We start from the raw sequence: 16,549 nt of genomic DNA on the forward strand, positions 1-16,549 counted from the left end.
CCGGAGAATCCCCCCGACAGCGGACACGACAAAAAAATAGCAGCAGCGAGGCATTTTTCTCCCTCGCTGCTGCTATTTTTTTGTCTTATGCATTATCAGCTTGCGTCAGCAAGCAAACCAATTTTCCCTTAGACGGACAAATCTTCTCCGTTGCTGGCGATGACTTGTTTGTACCAGTCGAAGGATTTTTTCTTCGTACGTTTCAGCGTGCCGTTGCCTTCGTTGTCGCGGTCGACGTAGATGAAACCGTAACGTTTCTTCATTTCGCCTGTTCCCGCGCTGACAAGGTCGATACAGCCCCAGCTGGTGTAACCCAACAGATCGACGCCATCCAAGTTCACAGCATCTTTCATGGCTTCGATATGCGCCGCCATGTAGGCGATGCGGTAATCGTCTTCGACATAGCCGTTTTCGTCCGGCACATCGACAGCTCCCAAGCCATTTTCAACGATGAACAATGGTTTTTGGTAGCGATCGTACATCGCATTCATCGTGATGCGCAGGCCCAAAGGATCGATCTGCCATCCCCACTCGCTCGCATCCAAATAAGGATTTTTCACGGATTCAAAAATGTTGCCTGCTGTTTTTGCGTTCACTTCAGGATCAGCGGAAGCTACGCGTGAAGAATAGTAGGAGAAGGAAATGAAATCGACTGTGTTTGCTTTCAGGATTTCTTTGTCGCCTTCCTCCATCTGGATTTCGATGCCTTCGCGCTCCAATTTTTTCAGCGCGTAAGCAGGGTATTCGCCGCGTGATTGCACATCGATGAAGAAGTAGTTTTCGCGGTCTTCTTCTTGCGCTTTGAAGACGTCTTTAGGATCGCACGTATATGGATAGTAGTTCCCGGCGGCCAACATACAGCCCACTTGGTTTTCAGGATCCACTTCATGCGCGATGCGGGTAGCGATTGCGCTGGCAACCAACTCATGGTGCGCAGATTGGAATTTGACTTGCTCTTCGTTTTCGCCTTCTTCGAAGTACAGACCAGCACCCATGAATGGCGCGTGCAGAATCATGTTGATTTCATTAAAAGTCAACCAATATTTAACCAGACCTTTGTAGCGGTTGAAGATGGCGTGGCACAGATTTTCATAGAAGCCGACCATCTTACGGTTGCGCCAGCCACCGTATTCTTTGATCAGGTGCATTGGGCAATCGAAATGCGTGATTGTCACTAATGGCTCGATTCCATATTTATGGCACTCTTTGAACAGGTCTTCGTAGAATTGCAGCCCTTCTTCATTCGGCTCCGTTTCGTCTCCATTTGGGAAGATGCGTGTCCATGCGATCGATAAACGGTAAGTTTTGAAGCCCATTTCGCCGAATAATGCGATGTCTTCTTTATAGCGGTGATACATGTCGATAGCTTCCAACGCAGGATAGAAATGCTCATCGTCAAAATCGAACATTTTCATTTTCCCTGTGATGACGGCTCCTCTGTCCTTGCCGACAGGAACAACGTCAACGTTCGCCAAACCGCGTCCACCTTCGTTATATCCACCTTCACATTGATTGGCAGCAGTCGCGCCACCCCATAAAAAGTCTTTTCTTAAAGCCATTTGCCATCCTCCTTGATCTTTTATACAGAATAATTGAATGAGCTGTTCATCACTTTCGCTTGTGCAAAAGCTTCCAGCAACCGCTACCATTAATTTGGACCTTCCCGGCATCGGTTACATTAATAATACTATCACTTTTGGATGGAAAATGTAAATATTGTTGGACAAGAAATCTAATTATTGCGGATTCACAGTCAAAGACGCGGCAAGGTCGTCCGGCTCAGGAAAGCATAGCGTGGTTTTCTCCGGTGAGCACCCCTCTGCCGGAGGAGGAGTTCCAAAAAGATCATCACCTCCTACCACGGCGGCTTCGCCGGAGGACAGATGCCCGCAAGACGTCCAACTCCGGCCAGCATCCGCTCACCGGAGTTGAGCTAGCGGAGTAAAAGCGATATTCCCGAATATTTGGAGCGCATCCACATCCCCAAACAAAAAGGCGCCCCGATGAAGAGCACCTTAGCTGTCTTATCAGTCCGGCGGGCCGATCAGATTCGCAATCATAAACCCCACGATGGCGACCAAAAAGAACAGGCCGATCGGTATCAACAGGAACACCAGAAGCGAGCGCTCATGATCCTTCTTTACGGCCAGGATTCCCATCAGCGAAGCCAATATCGCAGCCGTAAAAGCAAGCTAGATCACGCTCCCCAACAAGGGGCTGTTGATCGGATTGGGATATTCGATGGCATTTACTGTCGCGTTGGAAATCCGGTTCCCTGCAATCCCCAGCACAAGGAAAGCAGCAAATAAACTCACGGACCATTTGCCTTTGGACGTTTGCGGAAGAAATCGATTCTTCATACTGTTTTCCCTCTTTTCTGTACCAGAACAGACGCACATCACAATTGTGTTATCAGATAGTTTCCTCAACTCGATTATACGCCCATCCGAGCGGCTGTACAATTTTTCCAAACGTACAAAAACCATATCGGATGGCATGTCGCGCCACACGATATGGTTCTCGTGATTATTTTGTTGCAGGCTGCAGTTCAGTGTACAGGCTGGCTCCGTTCGTTTCGATGACATCCTTGTACCAATGGAAGGATTTCTTTTTGAAGCGGTTGTAGGTGCCGTTGCCTAGATCGTCGGCATCCACATAGATGAAGCCGTAGCGTTTCGTCATCTGGGAAGTCGAAGCGCTGACGATGTCGATACAGCCCCAGCTTGTGTACCCCATCAGTTCGACGCCGTCCTTGATGGCCAAGTTCATCTGTTCGAAATGGTCGCGGAAATAAGCGATCCGGTAATCGTCCTCGACGGTGCCGTCTGCGGTCAGCATATCGGTCGAGCCGATGCCGTTCTCGACGACGAACAGCGGAAGGCGGTACGTGTCATAGAGGTCGATCAGGGAAATGCGCAACCCGACCGGATCGACTTGCCAGCCCCACTCGGAGATGTTCAGATACGGATTCTTCACGCCGGTCATCAGGTTTCCCCCGACTTTTTCACGTTGGGCCGCGTTTTTTGACACGACCATCGACATGTAGTAGCTGAAGGAAAGGAAGTCGACAGTGTAATCCTTCAACAGCTGCAGGTCTTCGTCGGTCCAAGCGATCTGGAAGCCGTTCTCTTCGAAGTAGTTCAATACATGCTTCGGATATTCCCCGAAAATCTGCACATCCGCATAGAAATGGTTGTCGCGGTTGGCTTTTTGCGCCATCAGCACCTCATCCGGATCGCAGGTTTCCGCATAGGTCATCGTCTTCGTCAGCATCGCGCCCATCTGCGCACTCGGGATGATTTCGCGCAACAGCTTGGTCGCTTGCGCACTGGCCACGAACTGGTGGTGCAGCGCTTGGTAGATGGCTTCTTCAGCGGCTTTTTTGTCGGCGTATTTTTCTTCGATCACACCGACCGTCGTGAATGGGTGGCGGAAGACGCTGTCGATTTCGTTGAAGGAGAGCCAGTAGGTCACCAGATCCTTGTACTCACGGAAGACCGTCTCGCTGAATTTGGTGAAGAAACCGACGACCTCACGCGAAACCCAGCCGTCATAATTTTCCACCAGATAGAGCGGCATTTCATAATGCGACAGCGTCACCAACGGCTCGATATTGTGCGCCCGCAGTGTTTCCAGCAGGTCGCGGTAATAGTCCAGGCCTTTCTGGTTCGGCTCCGCTTCGTTTCCGTTCGGGAAAATCCGCGTCCAGGCGATCGAAACGCGCAGCACCTTGAAGCCCATTTCAGCGAACAAAGCGATGTCCTCCTTGTAGCGGTGGAAGAAGTCTATGCCCCTTCTTTTCGGATAATAAACGACATCATCGGTCTCCTTCGCGATGGCGATGTCCTCCAAGGAAACGTGCCATTGCGATTTGTAGTCCTCTACTGAGATGCTTGGTTTGAAACGGGCGACATCGGCTACCGACATGCCCTTTCCGTCCACGTTCCAGGCACCTTCCGCCTGGTTGGCGGCGATGGCGCCGCCCCAGAGAAATCCTTCCGGATAGTAACTTTTCATTATGATGTCCCCTTTTCTGTTTTGGTTATGCAGTGCTTAAATTTTTTCTGCGGCAATTTGGCTTTCAGTTTCGGTTTCCATTTCCTCTACCGCAACAGTCGCTTTATTGGCAGCCAAGACAAATGGCATGTACATCACGACGCCCAAGGCCATGATCAGCAGCTGCACGATGACGCCGTTGATGCCGTAGCCTAGGAAGGCGCCTACGCCAAGCGGCAGACCGAACGGAACATCGACAGTGTTCGGTTGCAGGAAGCCGATCTGGTTAAAGAATAGCGCAATCGCCGTGCCGATACTGGAGGCGAAGACGAAAGGAATCGCAAATACTGGATTCAGCACTAAAGGCAGACCGAAAACGACAGGCTCGCTGATCCCGAACAAACCAGGCATGAAGGACACTTTAGCGACCGCCTTGTGGTCATCACGCTTGGAAGCGATCAGGATGGCGATCAGCAGCGATAACGTCAAACCGGCGCCGCCAGGAACGATGAATGACATCCAGAAGCCCATTGTGACAGGGTTAGTCGGTGCATTTCCGGCTTGGACAGCTGCAATGTTGTTTGCCAAAGCTGCGATCAATAACGGATTGCGGATCGGCGAAATGATCAAGCCGCCGTGGATGCCCACCAACCAGAAGATTTGGCTGACAATAACCAGCAGCATGATGCCGCCTGGGCTTTGGACTAATCTTTCCAGCGGTGCCTGCACAATTTTGTAGATAAATTCATTCATATACATGCCAGTTGTGTTCAGGAACAATTGGGCTGCAAGTGCCACGATGATCAACGTCACGAAAATCGGCAACAGCACGTTGAAGGAAGCGACAATGCCGCCCGGCACGCTCGGCGGCATTTTGATGCGCAAAGCATTCACATTGGATAATTTTGTGAACAGTTCGACGACCAGGATCGTCAAAATCATCCCGATGAACAGGCCGGAAGCGTTTGTGCTGGTAGCCGGCAACCCTTTGACAACCTGCTGCACGCCATCGACTGTCGTAGTGAAGAATTGTGGAACCACAATGACGTAAGCGATCAATGCAACCGCGCTTGTGATCAACGGATTCGTATTATTGCTTTTTGCAAGATTTGAGGCCAAAAATAAAGGAATGAGCAGGGACATGATGTCCATCGTCGCGAAATTGATTGTGCTGAATGCCGGTGCCAATGCGGTCAAGAAGCTGAACGGCGCGAACTGGGCTAGTCCGGTAGTTGGGCTGGTCAACAACACGTTGAACAGCAACGCGAACGAGCCGATGATGATGAAAGGCATGTAGGCTGTGAATGCATCCTTGATGGCGCGGAGATACTTGTTCCCCTCGACCTTTTCGGCGACGACATCGATCCCTGAGCTAAGTTTGTCCATGAAACTCATTAATATTCCTCCTTCAACTGTTTCGAACTGTCTTGCTTATGATCAACCTGTTCTATTCGAACAGGCTTTCTCCGTTTGTTGCAATGACTTCCTGGTACCAATAGAAACTGTCCTTCTTGAGGCGCTTCAGCGAGCCGTTGCCTGCGTTATCCTTGTCGACGTAAACGAAGCCATAGCGCTTCTTCATTTCGCCGGTGCCTGCGCTGACGATGTCAATCGGTCCCCAATAGGTGTAGCCCATGACCGGCACGCCGTCTTTCAACGCCTCGGCCACTTCGACCAGATGCTTCTTCGTGTAATCGATGCGGTAGTCGTCATGGATTTTGTTGTCCTCCGTCACCTCATCGTTGCTGCCCATGCCGTTCTCCACGATGAACAATGGTTTTTGATAGCGATCGTAGAGCTCGTTGCAGACGTAACGCAGCCCCAACGGATCAATCTGCCAACCCCAAGACGTTTCATCCAGGTACGGATTCTTCTCGCCGATGATGCCGCCTGTGTTGCCGAGGATTTTCATGCCATCTTTGTAGGTCGTGCTGCGGTAATAGCTGAAACCAAGGTAATCGCTCGGATAAGCGGCGATTTCCGCCAGATCGTTTTCGCCCATCTCGAGCTGGATGCCATATTCCTCGAAAATGCGGTTTGCATATGATGGGTATTTCCCTCTCAGCATCACATCGCTGAAGAACAAGGAACGTCTTCGCAATGACATCGCCCCAAAGATGTCCTCCGGTTTGCAGGTGTTCGGGTAGACCGCGCTCAAGGAAAGCATGCAGCCGATCTGCGCTTCCGGCATGATTTCGTGGCAGAGTTTGTTGACCTGGGCGCTGGCGACGAACATGTTGTGGGAAGCCTGATAGATGACGCGCAGCTTCTCGTTTTCGTCCGTCTCATCCAAAATCACGGCGCCTGCCGCAAAAGGAATCGTGTGCATGTTGTTGATTTCGTTGAAGGTCATCCAATACGTTACCTTGTCCTTGTAGCGTTCGAACACGGTCCGGCAATATTTTTCGAACAGCCCGATCAGCTCGCGGCTTTCCCAGCCATTGTATTTCTGAACCAAGGCATATGGCGTTTCGTAATGCGACAAAGTCACTACCGGCTCCATGCCGCGCTTCAGCATCTCCGCAAACAAGTCATCATAGAACTGCAGCCCTTTCTCGTTCGGTTCTGCTTCCTCGCCGGTCGGGAAGATGCGCGCCCAGGAAATCGATGTCCGGAAAGCCTTGAAGCCCATTTCTTCCATATACTGCAGATCTTCCTGATAACGGTGGTAAAAATCGATCGCTTCATGGCTCGGATAGAACTTATCCGGATCGATCGCCTCGTCGGGTTGCGACAGCACACCGTTAGTCAGTACATCGGAGATGGCCAAGCCCTTGCCATCCTCCAGATAGGCGCCTTCCGCTTGATTCGCGGCGATCGCTCCGCCCCACAAAAATCCTTTTGGAAATCTACTCATTTTTTTCCTCCTCTAATCGATTCGTTAATGCTATGATAACGATTAAGAGAACCCGCGTATATACTTCCGGACGGTTTCGGAAAGCGGTTACATAATTTATTTACATCCTGCCGTTTGCTTGTAACGGCATTACGGATTACATGATATCGAATGAGGTGAATGGATAAATGGATTTGCAGACGAAGCTTGCTTCGGAATCCTTTTCCGGGACGGAAAAGGCAGTAGTGGAATATTTCATCAATCATTTTGACAGTGTCGTCGACATGACGACTTTACAAGTGGCCAAGCACACTTTCACATCGAACGCCACCGTCGTCCGGGTCTGCCAGAAACTCGGTTACAAAGGCTTCAATGATTTCAAACTGAAATACTTGACGGAACAAAAGTCGGACTCCCCGTCAGCCGAGAAATTGGACGCCAACTTCCCGATCCAAAGCGGCGACAAAGTGCAGACGATCGCGACCAATATCGCGGCTTTGAAGGAAGCCGCCATCGAAGAGACCAAGAGTCTGCTGGATTACGCACACTTGCAGGAGGTCATCGCGCTCTTGGAGGCGGCGGAAACGATCAATGTCTACTGCTCCCATTCGACAATCGCGCATGCAAAGGAGTTCCAATACCATTGCATGCGCATCGGCAAACGTGTAATTGTCGCCAGCGGACCGGGTGAGCAGGACTATTACGCCAGCCGTTCCTCAGAGGAAAATGTGGCGATCCTGTTGTCCTATACCGGCGAAACCCGCGAAACGATAGGCGATGCCAAACTGTGCCGCTACGGCGGAACGAAGACCATTTCGATCACGTCATTCGGCCAAAACAGCCTGAGTGAAGCCTGCGACTACAGTTTCTTCATCCCACCTTGGGAAAAATATTATTCAAAAATCGGCCAATTCGCTTCTTCCGCCGGTTTCAGCTATATCCTTGATCTTTTCTACAGCGGCATTTTCGAAAAGGACTACCTGGCCAACTACGAATACATGCTGGAGCATACCGGCCGGCTGAGCATGGTTCAGATCAACAAGAAGATGAGCGATATTTAGTGAGAGCCAGTGGTTTTTGTTTTGTTTAATTTTAGGTGTGACTTATACTGAAGTTGTAAAATCGTCTTTATTTTTTCTTCAAGCATCCAATCCGTTCATTTGTATGGTGGTATTTGGACTAAATAAAGGAGGAACCAAAAATGGGAAAATTTTCTAGTTTCGTCAAAGGGGTCGTGATCGGCGGAGGAATCGCCCTGCTGCTGTCTCCAAAGCCTGGTAAGGATATCCGCAAAGATTTGGCCAACAAAGCCGATGAAGCGTTGGACAAAGTGATGGACTACGCCGATCAAGCCACGGAAACCGCCAAAGAAACTGCGAAAGAGGCCGTCGAACAAGTCAAAGAAAAAGCCCAGGAAACAACCGACACAGTGAAACAAAAATTCGCCGCAAAAGCCCCTGAAGCCGAGGTAAGATTCGATGACGAAACGGAAGCGCAAGCGACCGAGTCTGACGAACTTGATCCGATCGAGGAAGCGCTGAAGACATTATGAGCGTAGATGAAGAAGTGACTTTATAGTTCCATGTCATTAACTTAAACAATTTGATAACTGTAAAAGCGAGCCTGCATTCATATTATGCGTTCTCGCTTTTTTGATTATGGGGCTGGGGAGCATTTCATCTGAACGGCGCTTCGTGACTCACAGGGGCAAAACATTATTCCCAACAGCAAACATGTGTTTTTAATCACAAAATTCTAATCATTCCCTTTTTTGATTGCGTTTTCTCTAATGAATATTTCACAATTACATTGACACCGTCCTGTGATATCGATAGAATATCAAAGATACATAATAAAATGGTGTGAATTCACTTATGGAGGATTTGGTATTACATGGATACACTATATAAATTTTTAGCCGAATATGTGAATGTTCTCTTATGGGACTACTTTCTGACATATGGCCTGCTGTTTGCTGGATTGTACTTCTCAATCCGCTTCGGTTTCCCACAGATCACGCGCATGTGGGAAGCTTTCAAACAAGTTTTCGGTAAATTGTTCAAAAAAGACGCTTCTCAGGAAGGTTCGATGTCTTCTTTCCAAGCCTTGGCGACGGCTGTTGCTGCACAGGTAGGGACAGGAAACGTGGCGGGTGTGGCTACAGCCATTCTCGGTGGCGGACCGGGAGCGATTTTCTGGATGTGGGTGTCTGCTTTCCTCGGTATGGGTACAATCTTCAACGAAGCTATCCTGGCTCAGGTTTATCGGATGCGCGACCGCAACAAGGGCGACCTTGTCGGCGGACCGGCATTCTACCTTTCCAAAGGGGTCGGTTCCAATGCGTTGGCTAAATTTTTCTCTATTTCGCTTATCGTCGCGTTGGGTTTCATCGGCAACATGGTGCAGTCCAACTCCATCGCATCGGCTGTGACCACCGCCTTCGCCATTCCGGAATGGGTGACCGGCCTACTGGTTGCTTTCGCAGCCATCCTGATTTTCGCAGGCGGAATGAAGCGCATCGCATCATTCGCCGAATTCGTGGTTCCGATCATGGCGCTTGTTTACATCGTTGCCAGTCTCGTTATTTTATTCCTTTTCCGTGAGAATGTGGTCCCTGCCTTCAAAATGATTTTTGTCGGAGCCTTTACGCCTCAAGCTGCAATCGGTGGTATCGCCGGTGCTTCCGTAAGAGCCGCAGTCCAAAAAGGTGTGGCGCGCGGTCTGTTCTCGAACGAAGCCGGAATGGGTTCGACACCGCACGCGCATGCTGTGGCGCACGTCGATCACCCGGTACAACAAGGTTTGGCTGCCATGGTCGGTGTCTTCATCGATACCGTCATCGTCTGTTCCGCTACTGCACTGATCATCTTGGTGACCGAATCCTATCTGGACCCTGCCTTGAAGGGTGCGCAAGTGACCCAGGCGGCATTCTCGATCGCGTTCGGAGGCGGTGGATCCGTCCTATTGGCCATCTGCCTGACCTTCTTCGCCTTCACGACAATCGTCGGGTGGTACTACTTCGGCGAATCGAACATCAAATACCTGTTCGGAACGAAAGGTGTCCTGCCTTATCAGATTTTGGTGGCGATTTTCATCTTCTTGGGCGCCTTGCAGGAAGTCGATATCGTTTGGATGCTTGCCGATACGTTCAATGCCTTGATGGTCATCCCCAACTTATTCGGTCTCTTCTACTTGTCCAATCAAGTCAAGGGCATTTTGGAGGATTACGACCGCTGCAAGTTGGAAGGCCGCATCTTCTACGATTACGACGTAAAATGATTTCGAATACTTGATGCCGGTCAAGTTCTTTCCGGCGTATTCCGCTTATACTATAGTCATACTAGACACATAGGAGGAATGAATCATGAGCCAAGCCGTTATCCAATTGGGACCCGTCACTTGCCCATCCTGCATCAAGAAAATCGAAGCCGCCGTCAGCAAAATCGAGGGCGTCGAAACCGTCAAAGTGCTGTTCAACTCCAGCAAAGTCAAAGCCGAATTCGACGGCAACAAGACTTCAGGGAACGACATCAGCGAAACGATCCAAAAGCTGGGTTATGAAGTCCAATCGGTCAAAGAATCTTAGATCATTTCAGGGGTCGCCTCCATTTTCGAGGCGACTCTTATTTTTTTTGCTGTCGGAGATGTCCTTAAACATGGATATCTGATGATCATTCACCTTGAAGGAATAAGTGGCCGCCACTGTATAAGTGTGCTCGACTTTTCTTGATTTAAAAGTATCAACCACCCGCTTCTTTTCAAGAATCGTGTGTCATGATAAAATGTAATAGCAAGATTTAATAAGAAATAATAGAGTAATCCCAAGTAATGCAGAACTATGAAGCTATTAATCATGATACTAAGGCTTTAAAAAAGCCGCTATGGAGGTTTTCAAATGATGCATAAAAACGATCCACTCATTTATTCTGATTTTCCTGATCCCGATGTGATCAGGGTGGATGATACTTATTATATGATCAGCACAACCATGCATATGTTCCCGGGAGGTGTGATCCTGCGCTCTTACGATCTTTTAAATTGGGAAATTTTGACCTATGTGTTTGATGAACTGGATCGAAATTCGGCCTCCAAATTAGAAGCAGGGCAAAATATTTATGGCCAGGGAATGTGGGCACCTTCCATGCGTTATCATAACGGAAGATTTTACATTTGCTTTGCAGCCAACGATACAAGAAAGACTTATCTGTATCAGTCAGAGCAGATTACAGGCCCGTGGGAAAAAAGTGAAATAGAAGGATTTTATCATGATAGTTCTCTTCTATTTGATGAGGACAGAATATTTCTGGTATACGGGAATACCCAAATCCATTTAACAGAACTTCTGTCTGATTTGTCAGGACCCAAACCTGATGGCCTTGATCGTATCATCATTACAGATCAGGACCATGTCAGCCTGGGATATGAAGGCAGCCATATTCAGAAAATAAATGGAAAATATTATGTGTTCCTGGTCCACTGGCTTGCTGATGGAACAAAGAGAAGAACGCAGGCTTGCTTTGTATCGGATTCCCTGGAAGGTATTTTTACAGGAAAAGATGTTCTGGATGATGACCAAGGATTCCGGAACGCCGGGATTGCACAGGGAGGACTGATCGATACGCCTGAAGGTGACTGGTATGCTATGCTGTTCCAAGATCACGGCGCGATAGGCAGATGTCCTGTTCTGGTTCCTGTTGAGTGGGAGAACGATTTTCCGGTATTCGGATGTGAGGGAAAAGTTCCGCTAGAACTTGAAGTCAGAAGTACAAAGCAAAATCATAACTATGTTCCTTTAACAGACAGTGATTCTTTTTCATACGAGCCAAATCCGGATGGATCTGTTTCTTTAAAGAATATCTGGGAATGGAATCACATTCCTGATAATTCCCTATGGTCTGTAACGGACCAACCGGGATCACTTCGGATCACCACCAAAGAAACCTGTACTAATGTTGTTATGGCAAAAAACATGCTGACGCAGAGAATGATGGGGCCTGTCAGTGATATTACCGTACAGATCGATGCTTCTAAGATCAATGAAGGAGATTTTGCCGGAATTTGTGCATTGCAAGGTTGCTACGGATGGATTGCGGTAACAAAACGCGATGGTCAGTATTCCATTGTTATGACGGAAAAAGAACTGGATCCTGATGAAGGAATCTGGGGACCAGAAGGGGGCGATAAGAGTCCCGGTACGGAACAGGCGTCTGTTTCTGTCACGGATACTTCTGTAGAACTGCGGATCGTAGCTGATTTCACAGATGGAATTGATGAAGTCAGATTATTCTATAAGAATGAGAACGACTGGAAACAGCTTGGTCCTGTTCACAAACTATATTTTCGCCTTGACCATTTCATGGGATGTCGGGTAGGTCTTTTCCTTTATTCTACCCAGAAACCAGGAGGATCTGCTGATTTTATGAATTATTGTATTATTAGATGAACACCCTGTGGTCATACAAAAAGAATCCCAATCCGATGTGGTAAAGTTACCACATCAGATTGGGATTCTTTCACTGGCTGCATGAACAGTTTGTATTTTAATGCTTTCAGCCGTCTGAGAACAGCCTTTTTTAAAGAATCGCGTAGTATCACTCCCGCAAATTCAATTATTCCTGAATCGAGGGATATTGGTTGCTTTTGAAAAATTAGCATGCTATCATGAAAATACAAATGAAAATAAGTTGTGCGTTGAAGAGAAGAAGTACCTTTCAGGGTCATCAAAGAGAGCCTCAGTCGGTGAGAAGAGGCATGGCTAGTAAAGCGAACATGCGTCTCGGAGCAAGATGATGCGTTAGTGTCATTTCGGTTTGTACCCGATAGCGTACAGAAGTATGGCTGATTTTGCGTACTTCATAAGGCACCATCCGCGAGGGTCGTGCGAACAAGGGTGGATCACGAAGAGCTTTCGTCCCTGTATTCCAAGCATTTGGAGTATAGGGACGAGGGCTTTTTTACGTTCTCGGGATAGTTAAATTAAAGGAGGAATACAAATGGATATCATTTCCATTGTCATTATTTTGGCCGTCTTTGCGGCATTGCTTTTCGCACTTTATCGTTTGGGCGCCAAACACGTCAAGTTTTCAAAACGCGTTTTCATCGCGCTGGCTTTAGGGGTTATCTTCGGGGCCGCCATCCAGTTGCTTTTCGCACCTGACAGCACAATCACACTGACCGCCATCGATTGGATCAATATCGTCGGTAACGGTTATGTCCGCTTCCTGCAAATGCTGATCATGCCGTTGATTTTCGTGTCGATCGTGGGCGCTTTTACCCGCATCGAAGAAACCAAGAATCTGGGCAAAATCAGCGGATCCGTGCTCGGCACTTTGCTGGGCACAACTGCCATCGCTGCCCTGATCGGATGGGCATCTGTTATTCTCTTCAATCTTGATGGCGCGCAATTCACGCAAGGTACCGCTGAAACTGCAAGGATCGAAGCCTTGACGACCCAACAGACGCAAGTCGCTGACTTGACGATCCCTGGCCAAGTGCTCAGCTTCATCCCGACCAATATTTTTCAGGATCTGGCCGGTCTGCGCAGCACGAGCACAATCGCCGTCGTAGTCTTTTCCGCTTTTGTCGGGATCGCTTATATGGGCATCAAGAAAAAACAACCTGAAAATGCTGCTTTGTTCAAGAAAGGGTTACAAGTCATCCAATCGATCGTCATGCGCATCGTTACTTTGGTCCTGCGCCTGACTCCTTACGGAATCTTGGCCTTGATGACCAAAATGATGGCGACATCCAGTTACCAAGCCATCGTCAACTTAGGACTGTTCGTGGTCGCTTCCTATGCCGCGTTACTGGTCGTCCTGCTGGTGCACAGCTTGATTTTGGCTGGAGTCGGCGTCAATCCGATTACCTACTTCAAAAAAGCTTTCCCGGTATTGAGCTTCGCCTTCACTGCCCGTTCCAGCGCCGGCGCACTGCCGTTGAACGTTGAAACACAAACGAAAGCTTTGGGCGTCGATGATGCCTCCGCCAACTTCGCTGCCAGCTTCGGCTTGTCCATCGGCCAGAACGGTTGCGCGGGCGTCTATCCTGCCATGTTGGCGACCATCGTGGCTCCAACTTTGGGCATCGACGTCACCAGCATCGGTTTTGTATTGACATTGGTCTTGGTCGTTACGATCAGTTCCTTCGGGGTTGCCGGTGTCGGCGGCGGCGCGACTTTCGCTGCTTTGATCGTTCTGGGCGCCATGAACTTGCCTGTCACAATCGCCGGACTTGTCATCTCCGTTGAACCGGTCATCGACATGATGCGCACGCTGACAAACGTCAACGACAGCATGTTGGCCGGCGTCGTTTCTTCCCGCAACATCGGGGAATTCGACTCCTCCATCCTGAACGATGAAGCTGCTGTTGTCGATGGGGATGCGATTTAGTCTTCTATTTATATCTGTCCTGACGAAGGACTCAGCTGTCTGCAATTTGCGGGCAGCTTTTTTTGTATTCGGATACCATTGAGCGGTGAAGTCGCTGCGCTCCTCCGGTGAGGCTTCCCACACCGGAGAACAGCGGTAATGTCCGGGCTCTTCTCCTGCGAACAGATTCTCATCGGAGCACAAGACTTAAATGTAAGCTATACTCCGGCGTAGCCTCCGTTCGCCGGAGGAAAACGGTTGAGATTCTGCCGATCTGATTTCCGTATCCAAAGCTTGACCCCCATCAAGTCGTTTTCCTCTTTGATACCGTATGATTAGGCTATAGGAAATACAAGAGGAGGTCATTCAAATGATCAAATGGATAAATAAATACAAAAACCGCATCACCGCACTGTCAGGCTTCCTAATCGTCATCGGTTTTGCTTTGAAAACCCTTGGATATGCCGTTGCTGCCGACTACGCACTTATTCTCGCAACGCTCATCGCGGTAGTCCCGATCGCCCACAAAGCTTATCTGGCATTGCGGATGAAAGCTTTCAGCATCGAGTTGCTGGTGACGATTGCAGTCATTGGTGCGCTGTTCATCCGCGAATATACGGAGTCTTCCGTCGTCACCTTCCTGTTTCTGTTCGGTGACTTCCTGGAAGCACGCACCTTGGAAAAGACCCGCTCTTCTCTGCGGTCGTTGATCGACATGGCGCCCCAGGAAGCGATCGTCCTGCATGGCACCGATCAAGTCGTTGTGCCGGTCGAGGAAGTGGCTGTCGGGGATCGGCTGTTCATCAAGCCCGGCGGCAAAATCCCTGTTGACGGCATCATTGTGAAGGGTCAGGCGGCCATCAATGAAGCTGCCGTGACGGGCGAAGCGATCCCGGCCAACAAATCATTGGATGACAAAGTCTTTTCGGGGACATTGGTGGACGATGGCTTCATCGAAATGATCGCGGAAAAGGTCGGCGATGACACAACTTTCGCAAAAATTATTGAATTGGTCGAAGAGGCGCAGGAATCCAAATCCAAGGCCGAACGTTTCCTCGATGCCTTCGCCAACTTCTACACGCCGGCGATTGTGGTGCTCTCCGTCATCGTTTACGTTTGGACGCGCGACCTGCATCTTGCCATCACTTTCCTTGTGATCGCCTGCCCGGGTGCGCTTGTGATCGGTGCTCCGGTATCGAACGTGGCCGGCATCGGCAACGGCGCCAAATACGGCGTGCTGGTGAAAGGTGGCGAGGTCATGGATCGCTTTTCCAAAGTCGATACACTTGTTTTCGACAAGACCGGCACGCTGACGAAAGGCAAACCGGAAGTGACCGATATCCATGTCCTCAGTGGCGCCGATCGCAGCGAACTGCTGCAGCTGACGGCTTCGGCGGAGCGCATTTCCGAACACCATCTCGGACAAACAATCGTGAAATACGCACATCAACAAGGCCTGGAAACATCTGTTGCGCCGAAAGATGCGGAAGTCATCAAAGGCCACGGATTGAGAGCGACAGTTGACGGCCGCCGTCTCGTCGCCGGCAACCGCAAACTGATGGCCCAGTCCGGAATCTTGATAAATGAAGCAGCAGAAAGCTACGCGATTGCACGCGAAAAAACCGGCAATACCGTCGTTTTCGTGGCCATTGACGGCACGCTCGCCGGGCTATTCTCGATCGCTGATCAGATTCGCGAGGACGCACCGCAGGCTTTGGCCGAAATGCGCCGCAACGGCATCAAACAGATCATCATGCTTACAGGTGACAACCGCCATACCGCCCAAGCGGTAGCGGAACAATTGGGACTGGACGCCTACCACGCCGAGCTGTTGCCGGAGGATAAAGTGCGTTTCGTCAAACAACTCCAGGCAGATGGCGCTGTCGTAGCGATGGCCGGTGACGGCATCAACGATGCACCGGCCATCGCGACAGCCGACATCGGCTTGGCCATGGGCGAAGGCGGGACCGACATCTCGATGGAGACAGCCGATGTTGTGCTGATGGCCGACAAACTGATGCAGTTTTCCCATGCTTATTCGCTCTCAAAGGCGACCATGCGCAACATGAAACAGAACATCGCCATTGCGGTTGGAGTCGTGTTCTTCCTTTTGGCGGGCGTGCTGATGGGTTCCGTCCATCTCGCCAGCGGTATGTTCATTCATGAAGCCAGCATCCTGGCCGTCATCCTGAACGCTATGCGTTTAATCGGCTTCAACCGGAAGAAAAGCGGAACGGGTTCGTTCAGCCATGAAAGAAATTTAGGAAATCGTGCCGACTGAGCATCGTAGAGCGCAATATGCTGAGAGACTTCCTGCGTCAGCAGGTTAGTCGAATAGTATCCTTGGCTC

General features: G+C 49.6%; 13 protein-coding genes. 7 read left to right on the forward strand and 6 right to left on the reverse strand.

What is annotated here, in order from left to right; all coding sequences use genetic code 11:
• Positions 1-128 precede the first annotated feature (128 nt).
• From TES5_RS07390 to TES5_RS07405, 5 genes are all read right to left on the reverse strand, one after another.
• Positions 129-1,559 carry a 6-phospho-beta-glucosidase gene (locus TES5_RS07390; protein ID WP_068561229.1) on the reverse strand — a complete coding sequence of 477 codons (1,431 nt, stop codon included), beginning with the start codon at positions 1,557-1,559 and terminating at the stop codon, positions 129-131.
• A gap of 633 nt (positions 1,560-2,192) precedes the next feature.
• Positions 2,193-2,360 carry a hypothetical protein gene (locus TES5_RS15175; protein ID WP_157080395.1) on the reverse strand — a complete coding sequence of 56 codons (168 nt, stop codon included), beginning with the start codon at positions 2,358-2,360 and terminating at the stop codon, positions 2,193-2,195.
• Positions 2,361-2,526: 166 nt separating this feature from the next.
• A complete protein-coding gene (locus TES5_RS07395; protein WP_068561230.1) occupies positions 2,527-4,020 on the reverse strand; it encodes a glycoside hydrolase family 1 protein in 1,494 nt (497 codons plus the stop codon).
• Positions 4,021-4,053: 33 nt separating this feature from the next.
• Positions 4,054-5,391 (reverse strand): PTS sugar transporter subunit IIC, encoded by a 1,338-nt coding sequence (locus TES5_RS07400; protein ID WP_068561231.1) that lies wholly within the window; start codon positions 5,389-5,391, stop codon positions 4,054-4,056.
• A gap of 52 nt (positions 5,392-5,443) precedes the next feature.
• The gene (locus TES5_RS07405; protein ID WP_068561232.1) at positions 5,444-6,853 is read right to left on the reverse strand and encodes a glycoside hydrolase family 1 protein; all 1,410 of its coding nucleotides are present in this window, start codon (positions 6,851-6,853) and stop codon (positions 5,444-5,446) included.
• A gap of 167 nt (positions 6,854-7,020) precedes the next feature.
• Here TES5_RS07405 and TES5_RS07410 point away from each other — a divergent pair, with 167 nt between their 5' ends.
• The 5 genes from TES5_RS07410 to TES5_RS07430 all read left to right on the forward strand — a co-directional run bounded on the left by TES5_RS07410 (position 7,021) and on the right by TES5_RS07430 (position 12,275).
• A complete protein-coding gene (locus tag TES5_RS07410; RefSeq protein ID WP_068561233.1) occupies positions 7,021-7,893 on the forward strand; it encodes a MurR/RpiR family transcriptional regulator in 873 nt (290 codons plus the stop codon).
• A 140-nt stretch (positions 7,894-8,033) separates the two neighbouring features.
• Positions 8,034-8,384 (forward strand): YtxH domain-containing protein, encoded by a 351-nt coding sequence (locus TES5_RS07415; protein ID WP_068561234.1) that lies wholly within the window; start codon positions 8,034-8,036, stop codon positions 8,382-8,384.
• Positions 8,385-8,725: 341 nt separating this feature from the next.
• A complete protein-coding gene (locus TES5_RS07420; RefSeq protein ID WP_068561235.1) occupies positions 8,726-10,111 on the forward strand; it encodes an alanine/glycine:cation symporter family protein in 1,386 nt (461 codons plus the stop codon).
• An 85-nt stretch (positions 10,112-10,196) separates the two neighbouring features.
• Entirely contained in the window at positions 10,197-10,418 is a 222-nt protein-coding gene (locus TES5_RS07425) for a heavy-metal-associated domain-containing protein (protein WP_068561236.1), read from the forward strand.
• 309 nt (positions 10,419-10,727) lie between these two features.
• A complete protein-coding gene (locus tag TES5_RS07430; RefSeq protein WP_198143311.1) occupies positions 10,728-12,275 on the forward strand; it encodes a glycoside hydrolase family 43 protein in 1,548 nt (515 codons plus the stop codon).
• Between the two features lie 11 nt (positions 12,276-12,286).
• Here TES5_RS07430 and TES5_RS07435 read toward each other — a convergent pair whose 3' ends face one another.
• Positions 12,287-12,553: a hypothetical protein gene (locus TES5_RS07435; RefSeq protein ID WP_068561237.1), complete on the reverse strand. Its 267-nt coding sequence runs from the start codon at positions 12,551-12,553 to the stop codon at positions 12,287-12,289.
• 272 nt (positions 12,554-12,825) lie between these two features.
• On the opposite strand from TES5_RS07435, the gene TES5_RS07440 reads away from it, so the two are divergent.
• Together TES5_RS07440 and TES5_RS07445 are read left to right on the forward strand one after the other, a co-directional pair.
• Positions 12,826-14,220 (forward strand): L-cystine transporter, encoded by a 1,395-nt coding sequence (locus tag TES5_RS07440; RefSeq protein ID WP_068561238.1) that lies wholly within the window; start codon positions 12,826-12,828, stop codon positions 14,218-14,220.
• Positions 14,221-14,569: 349 nt separating this feature from the next.
• Complete coding sequence (locus TES5_RS07445) at positions 14,570-16,480, forward strand: heavy metal translocating P-type ATPase (protein ID WP_068561239.1); 1,911 nt, start codon at positions 14,570-14,572, stop codon at positions 16,478-16,480.
• Positions 16,481-16,549 lie beyond the last annotated feature (69 nt).

It is taken from the genome of Trichococcus sp. ES5 (assembly GCF_900067165.1).
In the GTDB taxonomy this organism is placed as follows: Bacteria; Bacillota; Bacilli; order Lactobacillales; family Aerococcaceae; genus Trichococcus; species Trichococcus flocculiformis.

Excerpts from the sequence above, each read along its gene's own strand:
- TES5_RS07430 (WP_198143311.1), top strand. The coding sequence starts at position 10,728 with ATGATGCATAAAAACGATCCACTCATTTATTCTGATTTTCCTGATCCC.
- TES5_RS07415 (WP_068561234.1), top strand. The coding sequence starts at position 8,034 with ATGGGAAAATTTTCTAGTTTCGTCAAAGGGGTCGTGATCGGCGGAGGA.
- TES5_RS07445 (WP_068561239.1), top strand. The coding sequence starts at position 14,570 with ATGATCAAATGGATAAATAAATACAAAAACCGCATCACCGCACTGTCA.
- TES5_RS07405 (WP_068561232.1), bottom strand. The coding sequence starts at position 6,853 with ATGAGTAGATTTCCAAAAGGATTTTTGTGGGGCGGAGCGATCGCCGCG.
- TES5_RS07390 (WP_068561229.1), bottom strand. The coding sequence starts at position 1,559 with ATGGCTTTAAGAAAAGACTTTTTATGGGGTGGCGCGACTGCTGCCAAT.
- TES5_RS07410 (WP_068561233.1), top strand. The coding sequence starts at position 7,021 with ATGGATTTGCAGACGAAGCTTGCTTCGGAATCCTTTTCCGGGACGGAA.
- TES5_RS15175 (WP_157080395.1), bottom strand. The coding sequence starts at position 2,360 with ATGAAGAATCGATTTCTTCCGCAAACGTCCAAAGGCAAATGGTCCGTG.
- TES5_RS07425 (WP_068561236.1), top strand. The coding sequence starts at position 10,197 with ATGAGCCAAGCCGTTATCCAATTGGGACCCGTCACTTGCCCATCCTGC.
- TES5_RS07440 (WP_068561238.1), top strand. The coding sequence starts at position 12,826 with ATGGATATCATTTCCATTGTCATTATTTTGGCCGTCTTTGCGGCATTG.
- TES5_RS07420 (WP_068561235.1), top strand. The coding sequence starts at position 8,726 with ATGGATACACTATATAAATTTTTAGCCGAATATGTGAATGTTCTCTTA.
- TES5_RS07435 (WP_068561237.1), bottom strand. The coding sequence starts at position 12,553 with ATGACCCTGAAAGGTACTTCTTCTCTTCAACGCACAACTTATTTTCAT.
- TES5_RS07400 (WP_068561231.1), bottom strand. The coding sequence starts at position 5,391 with ATGAGTTTCATGGACAAACTTAGCTCAGGGATCGATGTCGTCGCCGAA.